The following is a 12471-nucleotide window of genomic DNA, read 5'->3' as shown; positions in this document are numbered from 1 at the left end:
AGGACCGCCGCAACTTGGGACTGTGAACCAAGGACTTTGAACCAAAAGACTTGGCATTTGCTCCCGTCATGATCACCACGTTATGGTTAGCCAATGGTTAATTCGCCCGAAAACCCCGGCCAAAGCCCGCGTCACGAGCTCGATTTGACGTCGTTTTCCGCCGCCGGCGGCGAGCCCGTCACGTGGCTTATCTCGGACGCTCCGGTGCCCTATCCGGACGCGGTAGCCGCCATGGAGGCCCGAGTCGCGGCGATCGCCGCGGGCGAGGCTGCCGAGTTGGTCTGGCTGCTCGAACATCCCCCGCTCTACACCTCCGGCACTTCAGGCAGAGAATCCGACCTGCTCGATCCACGATTCCCGACTTTTGCGACCGGACGCGGCGGCCAGCTCACCTACCACGGCCCCGGCCAGCGGGTGGCCTATGTCATGCTCGACCTCAAGCGCCGCCGGCCCGACGTCCGGGCCTATGTCGCGAGCCTGGAGGAGTTGATTCTGCGCACGCTGGCCGCCTTCAACGTGCGCGGCGAGCGGCGCGAGGACCGGGTCGGGGTCTGGGTGAGGCGACCAGACAAGGGGCCGGAGCAGGAGGACAAGATCGCGGCGATCGGCGTCCGGCTGAAACGCTGGGTGTCATTCCATGGCATTGCGATCAACGTCGAGCCGGAGCTGTCGCATTTCGCCGGCATCGTCCCCTGCGGCGTCGCCGATCCCCGCTATGGCGTCACCTCGCTGGTCGATCTCGGCCAGCTCGTGACGATGGCCGACGTCGACATCGCGCTGCGCCAGGCGTTCGAGCAATTGTTCGGGCCGACCCGCGCGCTGGTGCCGGAAGCGGCGGTCTGACGCTTCCGTGGTCTTCGCGGAATCAGCTATGCTGGTTTTGGTGTCGCCCACGCCTCCCCCCTCCGCCGGGAAAGTAGACTTCATACTGGGCGAATTGATCATCGACCGACTGTTCGAGCGCTAGGCATAAGGAGGGGTTGCGATCATGCTCGCAATGGGAGGTCTCGCGATGAAACTATCTGCGCCGGTCTATCATCTGAAGCGCAAGGCGAAACGCATGTCCCGCGAGCGAGGCATTCCGCTTCACGAGGCGCTTGACCGCATCGCTGCGACGGAGGGGTTTTCGGCCTGGAGCATGCTCGCTGCGAAGGCGGCGGCGGTGACGCCAGCCAACAGGCTATTTGCGCAACTACGGCCGGGCGACCTGGTGCTGGTCGGCGCCCGTCCTGGTCACGGCAAAACCCTGATGAGCCTCGAGCTTGCGGTGGAGGCAATGCGGTCCGGCCATCGCGCTGCGTTCTTCTCGCTCGAATATACCGAGCAAGAGGTTCTGGACCGCCTCCGCGCGATCGGCGTGGACCCCGCACAGTTCGACAGGCTGTTCGAGATCGATTGCTCCGACGCCATCAGCGCCGACCACGTCGTCAAGCAAATGGCCGCAGCTCCCTGCGGCACGGTCGTGGTGATAGACTATCTGCAATTGCTCGATCAGAGGCGGGACAACCCGGACCTCTCCGTTCAGGTGCGCGCACTGAAATCGTTCGCACGCGACAGGGGATTGGCCGTCATCTTCATTTCGCAGATCAATCGATCCTATGGCCCCTCAGCCAAGCCATGCCCCGATCTTGGCGATGTCAGGCTGCCGAATCCGCTGGACCTGAATCTGTTCGACAAGTTGTGCTTTCTGAACAATTCCGAAGTTCAGCTCCGGCTCGCGAACTGATCATCCTCCATGTCCGATCCGGGCCGCGGGTGAGATCGTCACCCGCGGCCTCCGGCATCACGCCGCCTTGAGCGGGACCTCGAGCTTGCCGGCGATGTAGCGGCGCTCCTGAGTGAGGCCGCCGAAGCCGTAGGCATCGCCCTTCACCTCGTCGACGTGCAGATAGGTCTCGGGATGCAGCGGGCCCAAAAGCTCGACCATGCACTTGAACATGGCAGCGAGATAGGCCGCCTTCTCGTCCTTGGTGTTGGTGCCTTCGCTGACGTGGATGTCGATCCAGTAACTCGCAAGCTTCTGCTCGGCCAGCGACTTGCCGCCGGCGAACCAGTCGCTTGCATCGACCGATTTCACGATGATGGCAGTCACCTTGGGATCCTTGTGCAGGATCTTTGCGGTGAGCTCGGATACGGCGTTCGCAATGTCGGCCTTCAGCGAGGGCGACTGGCGGGACGTGGTGTAGGACACGGTGATCAGGGGCATGGATGTTCTCCTTCGGAGCCGCGCAGGTCGCGCGGCGTTAAGGAGAAGCTAGACCTCCCCTCGTCATGTTGGTAGCTTATCCGTGATGATATCAATGATAATGAATTGTGATGACAACCGTCCTCGACATCGCCACCGTCCGGGCCTTCCTGCTGGTCGCCGAGCTCCAGAGCTTCACCCGCGCCGCGGAGGCGCTCGGCACGACACAGGCGGCCGTCAGCCTGAAGCTGCAGCGGCTGGAGACGCTGCTCGGAAAGCGCCTCGTCGAACGCTCGCCGCGCGCGGTCCGGCTCACCGCCGACGGCGCCGCGTTCCGCGATCGTGCCCGCGCGCTGATGGAGGCGCATGACCGGGCGCTGTCAGGTGAGGCTTCAGTCGCACAGACGCTCTCGCTCGGCATCTCCGACCATGCGGCGGGGCCCGAACTCGTCCCGCTGCTCGAACGCCTGCACGCGATGTCTGCGAATCTCACCCTCGCCGTCACCATCGGCTTCTCGCGCGAGATGCAGGATGCCTATGACGCGGGGCGCCTCGATGCGGTGATCGTGCGCCAGGAGGGCAGCCGTCGCGGCGGCGAAAAATTGACCGAGGACGAGTTCGGCTGGTTCGCCGCAAGACGCTTCACGCTGCCGAAGGGTGAGCCGTTGCCGCTTGCGACGCTCGCCCCGCCCTGCGGCGTCCGCGCCGTTGCCGTGCGCGCACTCGACAAGGCCGGCATCGCTTGGCGCGAGCGCTTCGTCGGCGGTGGCGTCACGGCGGCCGTCGCGGCCGCCCTTGCCGGCCTTGCGGTCGCGCCATTGGCGCGGCGGATTGCGCCTCCCGGGCTGGTCGACATCGGGCCGGCACACAAATTGCCGAAACTCGGCAGCTCGAAGGTGATGCTGCATTCGAAGGTCAGCGATCCCGCCAAGCTTACGGCGCTGCGTGCAGTGGCGGCGACGTTCCGGAGCGGCACAACGGCTTGAGGCCGAACGCTCACAAGATCGCCTCGAACGCGCTGCGCCGCGTCTCGTAAGCGGCTGCCGATCTGCATACGGCCCGCGATGTTTGCCTAAAAATGTCCCAGATTGGGGGAACCATCCGGCGGCTGCGGCGTTTGCCCCCGTCGAGGCGGGGTCCGGAATGGTTAAAAAGTCTAGTCAGCAGAGAGACTTGTTCGAGAGCGAACGCAGTTTCCGGCTGTTGGTTGAAGGCGTTGCCGACTACGCCCTTTACATGCTCGACCCCAGCGGGATCATCACGAGCTGGAATATCGGCGGCGAGCGCATCAAGGGCTACTCGCCCGGGGAGATCCTCGGCCAGCATTTTTCGCGCTTCTACACCGAGACCGACCGCGCCAACGGCAAACCGGCGCGGGCACTGGGCATCGCGCGGGAAAAGGGCCGCTACGAGGAGGAAGGCTGGCGTGTCCGCAAAGACGGCACGTTCTTCTGGGCGAGCGTCGTGATCGATCCGATCTATGAGGACGGCGAGCTGGTCGGCTTCGCCAAGATCACGCGCGACATCACCGAACGCCGCAATACGCAGCTCAAGCTCGAGGTGATGCAGAAGCAGCTCGCCGAATCCCAGAAGTTCGATGCGCTCGGCCAGCTCACCGGAGGGGTGGCTCACGATTTCAACAATCTCCTGATGATCATCAGCGGCAGCCTCCACATGTTGAAGAGGGGCACTGACGACAAGGCCAAGGTTCAGCGCGCGATCTCGGCCATCGAGACCGCCACCAAGCGCGGCGCGGCGCTGACCAACCAGCTTCTCACCTTCGCACGGCGACAGAGCGTCAATCCGCAGGCGGTCGACTTCGCCGAGCGTATCGCGGCGATCCGCGAGGTGCTCGATGCCGGCGTCGGCAGCTCCGTGCGTCTGGTCTTCGACATCAGCGGCGAAGTGTGGCCGATCAAGACCGACGTCTCCGAACTCGAGACCGCGCTGCTCAACCTCGTCATCAATGCCCGCGACGCGATGCCGGACGGGGGCACGGTGACGATCGGTGCGCACAATGTCGTACTCCATGAGCCCCCGCTCGCCGGCAACTTTGTTGCGATCGACGTCAGCGATACCGGGTTCGGCATTCCCGATGACGTCCTCGACAAGATCTTCGAGCCGTTCTTCACGACCAAGCCGATCGGAAAAGGCACCGGGCTCGGCCTATCCCAGGTGCACGGCTTTGCCCACCAGGCGGGCGGCACGATCAAGGTCGCCAGCGAGCTTGGCAAGGGGACCACTTTCACCATCCTGCTGCCGCGCGCGGACGACGCGCCATCGCGCGAGCCGGCGGGAGCATCATCGTTCCGCGGCAGCGGCACGGTGCTGCTGGTCGAGGACAATCCGGACGTCGCTTCCGTCAGCGTTGGCCTGCTGGAACAGCTCGGCTACAGCGTGCGCAGGGTCGCCGATGCCGAAGCTGCGCTGCTCGAGATCGAGAAGAACGGCGTCGACTTCGTCTTCTCGGACATCGTCATGCCCGGCAAGATGGACGGGCTCGGCCTCGCCCAGCACCTGCGCCAGATCCGGCCCGGCCTGCCGATCCTGCTCGCCACCGGCTATAGCGAGGTCGCCGCCGGCGTGCGCGGCGATTTCCCGATCCTGCGCAAGCCCTACGAGATCCACGAGCTCAGCGAGGCGATCGCCAAGCTGCCGCGGTGATTGCTCACCTCTCCCGCTTGCGGCAGGGCAATCGCATTCACGCTTGGCGGCGTTCTGAGCGCGCGCCTCGTCCTTCGAGAGGACCGCTGCGCAGTCTCCTCCCAGGATGAGGCTAATCGGCTTCGGTACTCGTTGAAACTGCTGCCGCGCACTCCGTCCTCATCCTGAAGGAGCCCGCCTAAGCGGGCGTCTCGAAGGATGCCGGAGGGAAACGCTCTCCAATGCGAAAGCCTGCCGCAACCGGGGAGCCGGAGCACACCTACACCGTCGGCAACACCGAAAACGCCTCCCCTGCGCGGCGCAGGTTCAGCTCATCGGCACCGGCGGTCTCGCTGGTGACGCTGTCGACGCGCGAGGACGGCGGGCCGTGGCGGCACAGCGCGACCATGTCGGCGACGTGCTTGGGCGTGCCCGCGAACAGCGCTTCGACGCTGCCGTCACGGCGGTTGCGCACCCAGCCTTCGAGACCGCATGCAGCCGCCTGGGATTCGATCCAGGCGCGGTAGCCGACGCCCTGGACGCGGCCACGGACCACCACCTGGAGGATCGCCCGGTTCATTTTCTCAGTCCAAGAAAGTCGGCGCTGCGTGCCTTCACATCGGCCTCGCGCATGACGCGGCTGGTCAGTTCCGATGTGGGCAATCCCTTCAGCGCTTTCGGTGCCGTGCCCTCACGCAACGCCTTCTGAGTCTCGTACACTGCCTGCGTTGCAGCCGCGATCGGCGCATGGCCCTGCAGCGCGATGCGCACGCGTTGGCTCTCGAGATAGTGGGTTGCGTTCAATTCCTCCGGCGCGCCGCCGAGCACGAGCGGCAGGTGCGTGGCGGATGCGATGGCCGCAAGTTCCGCGCGCGACCTGATGCCGGTGAAGAACAGCGCGTCAACGCCGGCGGCTTCATAGGCCATTGCGCGCCGGATCGCATCTTCGATGGACGTGATCGAGGCAGCTCCCGTGCGACCCATGATGACGAGCGAGGGATCGCTGCGGCCGTCGAGCGCCGCCTTCATCTTGCCGACGCCTTCCTCGAGCGGGATCAGTTGCGTCTTCGCCTCGCCGAACGCCGCCGGCAGCAGCGTGTCCTCGATGGTGAGGCCGGCAGCCCCCGCCGTCTCCAACTCCTGCACCGTGCGGCGCACGTTCAGCGCGTTGCCATAGCCGTGATCGGCATCGACGAGAACGGGGAGCGCGGAGGCGCGCGAAATCCGCCGCGTCTGTTCGGCAAGCTCGGTCAGCGTGATCAGCGTGACGTCGGGATCGCCGAGCACGGCGAGCGAGGCCACCGAACCGCCGAACATGCCGAGCGGAAAGCCGAGGTCCTCGGCAATGCGGATCGAGATGGCGTCGTAGACCGAGCCGGGATGGACGCAAGCCGAGCCCGACAGGATCGATCGCAGTTTCTCGCGGCGGGAACGAAAGGCCATGGTTGCCTCACTCTCAATTCCTCATCTTGAAGAGCGTCTGGCGTTGCGCTCCGGCGCGCTTCACGCAAACTCCAAAATCAGCGCGTCCACCGCGAGTGTCGCGCCGGCGCTGGCGTGGATCTTCTTCACGGTGCCGTCCTGCTCGGCGCGCAGCACGTTCTGCATCTTCATGGCTTCGACGACGGCGAGCGTCTCGCCGGCCTTGACCTCCTGTCCTTCGTTCACGGCGATCGAGACCACGAGGCCCGGCATCGGACAGAGCAGCTTCTTGCCGCTGTCGGAAGCAGTCGTCACCGGCATCAGCCGGGCGGAAGCGGCTTCCGCTTCGGTCCAGACATAGACCGGCACCTCGACGCCTTGATGCGCGAGGCGGATGCCGTTCGCAATCGGCCTCGCCTGCACCGCAACGACCTGTCCATCGATGGTGCCCTGCCAGACCGGATCGCCGGGCTTCCACGGCGATTGCAGCAGATGCGCATTGCCGGCCTTGCCGTCGGCATCGACAAAACGCACCGCGATTGCTTCGCCCTCGCGCGCGACCTCCAGCAGGATCTCCTGGCGATCGAGCCAGACTGCGCGACGCCGCTCGCGCTGCACGATGCGGCCGCCCATCTGGCCCGAGATCTGCCGCTTGCGCTCCCCTAACACGTGATCGATGGCGGCGCCGACCGCAGCGATCCGCCGCGCGACCTCGCCTTCGGGCACGCGCACCGCAAAGCCCTTGGGAAACTCCTCGGCGATGAAGCCGGTGGAGAGCCGTCCTTCGCGCCAGCGCGGATGGTGCATCAGCGCGGACAGGAACGGGATGTTGTGCCTGATACCGTCGACATAGAAGGAATCCAGCGCTGTCGCCTGCGCCTCGATCGCGGCCGCGCGCGAGGGCGCATGGGTGACCAGCTTGGCGATCATCGGATCGTAATGGATCGATATCTCGCCGCCCTCCTGGACGCCGGTGTCGTTGCGCACGGTGATACCATCTTTGCTGGCTTCCGCCGGCGGGCGATATTTCACCAGGCGCCCGATCGAAGGCAGGAAGTTGCGGAACGGATCTTCGGCATAGAGGCGCGATTCAACCGCCCAGCCGGTCAGCGTGACGTCCTTCTGCGCAATGGCGAGCTTCTCGCCGGCGGCAACGCGGATCATCTGCTCGACGAGATCGATTCCGGTCACGAGTTCGGTAACGGGATGCTCGACCTGGAGGCGCGTGTTCATCTCCAGGAAGTAGAAGCTCTTGTCCTGCCCTGCGACGAACTCGACGGTGCCGGCGGAATCGTAGTTCACGGCTTTCGCCAGCGCGACGGCCTGCTCGCCCATCTTGCGGCGGGTTTCCTCGTCCAGCAGCGGCGACGGTGCTTCCTCGATGACCTTCTGGTTGCGGCGCTGGATCGAGCATTCACGCTCGCCGAGATAGATCACGTTGCCGTGCTTGTCGCCCAGCACCTGGATCTCGATGTGGCGGGGATCAACGATGAATTTTTCGACGAAGACGCGGTCGTCGCCGAACGAGGCCTTGGCCTCGGCCTTGGCGAGATTGAAGCCCTCGGCGACCTCGCTCCTGGAGTGCGCGATGCGCATGCCCTTGCCGCCGCCGCCGGCGGAGGCCTTGATCATGACGGGATAGCCGATCTCGTCGGCAATGCGGACCGCGTGCTTGTCGTCCTCGATGACGCCGAGATAGCCCGGCACGGTCGATACCTTGGCCTTGGCCGCCGCCTTCTTGGATTCGATCTTGTCACCCATCGCCGCGATCGCGCCGGGGTTCGGGCCGATGAAGACGATGCCGGCCGCCTCCAGTGCGCGCGGAAACGCCTCGCGCTCGGACAGGAAGCCGTAGCCGGGATGCACCGCCTCCGCGCCGGTCTTGCGGCAGGCGTCCACGATCTTCTCGATCACCAAATAGCTCTCGGCCGCAGCGGGTGGGCCGATCAGCACGGCCTCGTCGGCCATCTCAACATGGAGGGCATCGCGGTCGGCCTCCGAATAGACCGCAACCGTCTGAATTCCCATCCGGCGGGCAGTCTTGATGACCCGGCAGGCGATTTCGCCGCGATTGGCGATCAGAATGCGTTTGAACATGCTTTTCTTGAGTCTCGACCTTGGGCGGGGACCCCTTTCCTGGCCGTTGGCCTATGGGAAACGGGCCGTGTGGCTCCCGTGGTACATCAAAATGGGCCGGAGGCAACGGTCTAAATCCCTCCCCTCTGGCGTACCAGCGCAAGACCGCAATGGGCTTGCGCAACGAGCCGGCTGGCCCTGGCACCACCTACGGCTTCCCGGCCTTGGCCGCGTCCCGCACGAGGCTGTGAACCAAGCCAAGCTTGGCGACCACCGCGGGCGACAGGATGAAGGGATAGAGGTCGCGCAGGCCCATGGCGCGGTTGACGCTGTTCATGGCGAAGGTGAAGGGCAGCCATGCGTTGACCAGCGCTTCCACATCCCGGGCCTCGTAGGGGTCGAAACGGATGCGCGCCGTCAGCTCCCCGTCGCGGTCGACCTTGGGGCGTACCTCCATGCCGAACTCGGCGGCCATCTCCAGCGTGTCGACGATGTGGAGATAGTGCGCCCAGGTCTCCGCGAAGTCCTCCCACGGATGCATCGTCGCATAAGCCGAGACGTAGTTCTGCTGCCAATTCGGCGGCGCGCCTTCGGCATAATGACGTTGCAGGGCCTGACCGTAATCGGCCGAATCGTCGCCGAACATGGCGCGGAATTGGTCTAGCTTGCCGCCGTCGCGCACCAGCACGTCCCAGAAATAATGCCCGACCTCGTGGCGGAAATGCCCGAGCAGCGTCCGGTAGGGCTCGCCCATCTCGAGCCTGCGCCGCTCGCGCGCGAGGTCGTCGGCCTCGGTGAGCGCGATCGTGATCAGCCCGTTGTCATGGCCGGTCATGATCTTCTCTCCGCTGTGCGGATCGTCGGCGAGGAAATTGAAGATCAGCCCATGCGCGGGATTGTCCTGCCGGGTCTGAAGTGGCAGCTTCCAGCGGATCAGGGAATAAAACAGCCGGTGCTTCGCCACCTCCAGCTCGCGCCAGCCGGCGAGCTGTGCCGGATCCGCCAGATCCGGCACGATGCCGTTGTGACGGCAGGCGCGGCAATAGCCCGTGCCGTCACCCGTATCCGTCAGCCAGTTGCAGGAATCGTATTCGGCATTACGGCACAGCATGCGGCTTTCGCCCTTATCGGCCAGCGTCCTCCAGGCCTCCCCGTCGGGCTCCATCGCCGACATCGTCTCCTTCTCCGGCAGGAAGGCGACGCGGTGGCCGCAGCGCTCGCAAGCGCGGTTCTCGAAATACAGGACGTTGCCGCAGGCCTGGCAGACAAAGAGCTTCAAGATTTAGCCTCTTCGGAAAGGAAGGCTTGTGAATGAGTTGTGGCGCCTCGCAGATAGGCGCGCAGAGGACCCATCGTTCCAACCTCAGGAACAAATAGCCGGCGGAGGCGTTCGTTGATATCCTCCGTCATCCTGCGCCCGCCTTACCTGCATATTCCGTCTAGGCGATGGCCATCACGCTCCGTCTGTGTGAATATCGGTCCGGCACGTGCGCACCCGCATGACAACGGCCGACGCCTTGACCGATCCTTTGCCCGAGACCCTCGCTGCCGAGAGGCTGCGCCAGCACCTCGAGGACGTCGCGCGCGAGCGCGACAACGCCTATCGCGCGCTTCAGGAGCGCGAGGCCGAGCTCGCACGCATCCAGCGCATCGGCAAGGTCGGAGGCGTCGAGGTCGACTTCCGCGAAGGGTTCAAGAACCGCCGTTCGCCCGAATATCTGATGATCCACGGGCTGCCTCCGGAAGCCACGGACGAAACGCACGAGGACTGGGTCAACCGCATCCATCCCGAGGACCGCGACCCGACCGTCAGCCATTTCTTCGAGGCTCTCGCCGGAACGAGCCAAGACTACACCGCCGAATACCGCATCATCCGTCCCAGCGACGGCGAGACCCGCTGGATCCGGGTCGTCGCCAAGATCGAGCGCGACAGGGACGGCCGCGCCATTCGGCTCGTCGGCGCCCATATCGACATCACCGACCAGATACTCGCGCGCGAGACGCTGCGCGAGAGCGAGGAGCGCTTTCGGCTGATTGCCGACAGCGCGCCAGTGCCGATCTGGGTGACCAAGCTCGACCGCAAGCGGTCCTTCGCCAACCAGGCCTATGTCGATTTCGTCGGCCTGCCCTACGATCAGGCCATTGATTTCGACTGGCGCAAGGTGCTGCATCCGGACGACCTGCCGCACGTGCTGCAGCAATCCGTCCAGGGCGAAGCTTCGCTAATACCGTTCGTGCTGGAAGCGCGCTACAAGAACGCCAAGGGCGAATGGCGCTGGCTGCGCTCGGAATCGCAGCCGCGCTGGGATCCGACCGGCAAGCATATCGGCTTCATCGGCGTCGCCCACGACATCACCGCGGCCAAGCAGGCCGAGATCGAGCTCCGGCAGCTCAACGAGACGCTGGAAGAGCGCATCGCCCAGCGCACCGCGGAGCTCGAAGCCAACGAGGCGCGGCTGCGTGCGATCCTGGAGACCAGCAACCAATATCAGGGCCTCGTCAATCTCAGGGGCGAATTGCTTTACGCCAACAAGACCGCGCTCGCCGGCATCAAGGCGAATTCATCGGACGTGATCGGAAAGCCGTTGTGGGAGACGCCCTGGTTCACCGGCACGAGCGGCATGAGTGCTGCGGTGCGAGAGGCCTTCGACAGGGTACTCAAGGGCGAAGCCGTGCGGCTAGAGATGCGCCTGCATCTTCCCATCGGCGAGCGCGATTTCGACTTCGGCATGCGTCCGGTGCTCGATCGCCATGGCAACATCACCGGTGCCGTGCCAGAGGCCGTCGACATCACCGAGCGCCGGCGCGGCGAGGAAGCGCTAAGGCAGTCGCAGAAGATGGAGGCGATCGGCCAGCTTACCGGCGGCGTCGCGCACGACTTCAACAATCTCCTCACCATCATCCGTTCGGCGACCGACTTCCTGCGACGCCGCGAGCTGCCGGAGGAGCGCCGCCGCCGCTATGTCGACGCCATTTCCGAGACGGTCGAGCGCGCCTCCAAACTGACCGCGCAGCTGCTGGCATTCGCGCGGCGGCAGCCGCTCAAGCCGCAGATCTTCGATGTCGGCAGCCAGGTCGAGAGCATCGCGCAACTGATCCGGCCGCTGGTCGGGGGCCGCATCGACATCGCGGTCGAGATTGAGGATGCCGGCTGCTTCACCCTGGCCGACATCGCCCAGTTCGAGACCGCGCTGATCAATCTCGCCGTCAACGCCCGCGACGCCATGGATGGCGAAGGCCGCCTCATCATCGCGGTGCGCAAGGTCGAGGGCATTCCAAGCCTGCGCGCACAATCGCCGCGCGGCGGCGACTACATCGCCATCTCGGTCAGCGACACCGGCCGCGGCATCGCGCCGGAACATCTCGACTCGATCTTTGAGCCCTTCTTCACCACCAAGGAGGTCGGCAAGGGCACGGGACTCGGCCTCAGCCAAGCCTTCGGCTTCGCAAAACAATCCGGGGGCGACATCGCGGTGACGAGCGCGCAAGGCAAAGGCGCGACCTTCACCATCTATCTGCCGCGGGCGCAAAGCCCTGTAACGGACAAGGAAGCAGCCGCACTGATCTATGAGGCGGCGGCCACCGGGCGCGGCTATCGCGTCCTCGTGGTCGAGGACGACGACGAAGTCGGCCGCTTCTCCACCGAGTTGCTGGAGGATCTCGGCTATGTCGTCCGCCGCGTCGCCAACGCCAATGCGGCGCTGACCATCCTCGGCGAGAACGAATTCGCCGTGGACCTCGTCTTCTCCGACGTCATCATGCCCGGCATGAACGGCGTCGAGCTTGCCGGCATCATCCGCGAGCACTATCCGGGTCTGCCCGTCGTGCTCACTTCTGGCTACAGCAACGTACTCGCCGAGAACGCCCATCGCGGCTTCGAGCTGATCCAGAAGCCGTATTCGGTGGAATCGCTCTCGCGCATCCTGCGCAAGGCGATCACGGAGAAGCTGTCGATGGCAAGGTGAGTCTCTCTCGTCGTCCAACGAAAGCCGGCATCCATACCGCGCAATTTCCCTTGTGGCGCACGCAATTTCGCTCTTCGCCCAAACACCTTTTCGTGCTTATGGGTCGCGGCCTTCGCCGAGACGACATTTGGGTGTTAGGCTGCAATTGCCCGCACACCGATGATCAGCCGCCACACGTAA

The 12471-nt window shown here is 65.0% G+C and carries 10 protein-coding genes; 5 read left to right on the top strand and 5 right to left on the bottom strand.

What is annotated here, in order from left to right; genetic code table 11:
* Window positions 1-93: 93 nt before the first annotated feature.
* Together lipB and IVA87_RS16195 are read left to right on the top strand one after the other, a co-directional pair.
* Window positions 94-843, top strand: a complete 750-nt coding sequence (lipB, locus tag IVA87_RS16200) for a lipoyl(octanoyl) transferase LipB (RefSeq protein ID WP_247334205.1) — start codon at window positions 94-96, stop codon at window positions 841-843.
* 169 nt (window positions 844-1012) lie between these two features.
* Window positions 1013-1726 carry a DNA helicase gene (locus tag IVA87_RS16195; RefSeq protein ID WP_247334201.1) on the top strand — a complete coding sequence of 238 codons (714 nt, stop codon included), beginning with the start codon at window positions 1013-1015 and terminating at the stop codon, window positions 1724-1726.
* A gap of 57 nt (window positions 1727-1783) precedes the next feature.
* Here IVA87_RS16195 and IVA87_RS16190 read toward each other — a convergent pair whose 3' ends face one another.
* Window positions 1784-2206, bottom strand: coding sequence for a 4-oxalocrotonate tautomerase family protein (locus tag IVA87_RS16190; RefSeq protein WP_247300703.1), 423 nt, complete (start codon window positions 2204-2206; stop codon window positions 1784-1786).
* 110 nt (window positions 2207-2316) lie between these two features.
* Here IVA87_RS16190 and IVA87_RS16185 point away from each other — a divergent pair, with 110 nt between their 5' ends.
* Window positions 2317-3171: a LysR substrate-binding domain-containing protein gene (locus IVA87_RS16185; protein WP_247300702.1), complete on the top strand. Its 855-nt coding sequence runs from the start codon at window positions 2317-2319 to the stop codon at window positions 3169-3171.
* A gap of 157 nt (window positions 3172-3328) precedes the next feature.
* Window positions 3329-4849 (top strand): PAS domain-containing sensor histidine kinase, encoded by a 1521-nt coding sequence (locus IVA87_RS16180; RefSeq protein ID WP_247334199.1) that lies wholly within the window; start codon window positions 3329-3331, stop codon window positions 4847-4849.
* Between the two features lie 259 nt (window positions 4850-5108).
* On the opposite strand, the gene IVA87_RS16175 is transcribed toward IVA87_RS16180, so the two are convergent.
* From IVA87_RS16175 to IVA87_RS16160, 4 genes are all read right to left on the bottom strand, one after another.
* A complete protein-coding gene (locus IVA87_RS16175; protein WP_247300700.1) occupies window positions 5109-5408 on the bottom strand; it encodes an acylphosphatase in 300 nt (99 codons plus the stop codon).
* Window positions 5405-6271, bottom strand: a complete 867-nt coding sequence (locus IVA87_RS16170) for an isocitrate lyase/PEP mutase family protein (protein WP_247300699.1) — start codon at window positions 6269-6271, stop codon at window positions 5405-5407. The genes IVA87_RS16175 and IVA87_RS16170 overlap by 4 nt, the downstream gene beginning before the upstream one ends.
* 60 nt (window positions 6272-6331) lie before the next feature.
* Window positions 6332-8347 carry an acetyl/propionyl/methylcrotonyl-CoA carboxylase subunit alpha gene (locus IVA87_RS16165; RefSeq protein WP_247334197.1) on the bottom strand — a complete coding sequence of 672 codons (2016 nt, stop codon included), beginning with the start codon at window positions 8345-8347 and terminating at the stop codon, window positions 6332-6334.
* A gap of 187 nt (window positions 8348-8534) precedes the next feature.
* On the bottom strand, window positions 8535-9605 hold the full coding sequence (locus IVA87_RS16160) for a putative zinc-binding peptidase (protein WP_247300697.1): 1071 nt from the start codon (window positions 9603-9605) through the stop codon (window positions 8535-8537).
* A gap of 208 nt (window positions 9606-9813) precedes the next feature.
* Here IVA87_RS16160 and IVA87_RS16155 point away from each other — a divergent pair, with 208 nt between their 5' ends.
* A complete protein-coding gene (locus tag IVA87_RS16155; protein WP_247334194.1) occupies window positions 9814-12291 on the top strand; it encodes a PAS domain S-box protein in 2478 nt (825 codons plus the stop codon).
* Window positions 12292-12471: the final 180 nt, after the last annotated feature.

The sequence above is a fragment of the Bradyrhizobium sp. 147 genome, from assembly GCF_023073935.1.
Taxonomy (GTDB): Bacteria; Pseudomonadota; Alphaproteobacteria; order Rhizobiales; family Xanthobacteraceae; genus Bradyrhizobium.
The sequence above is the reverse complement of the archived record's forward strand: the minus strand, read 5'-3'. Positions and strand labels throughout refer to the sequence as shown.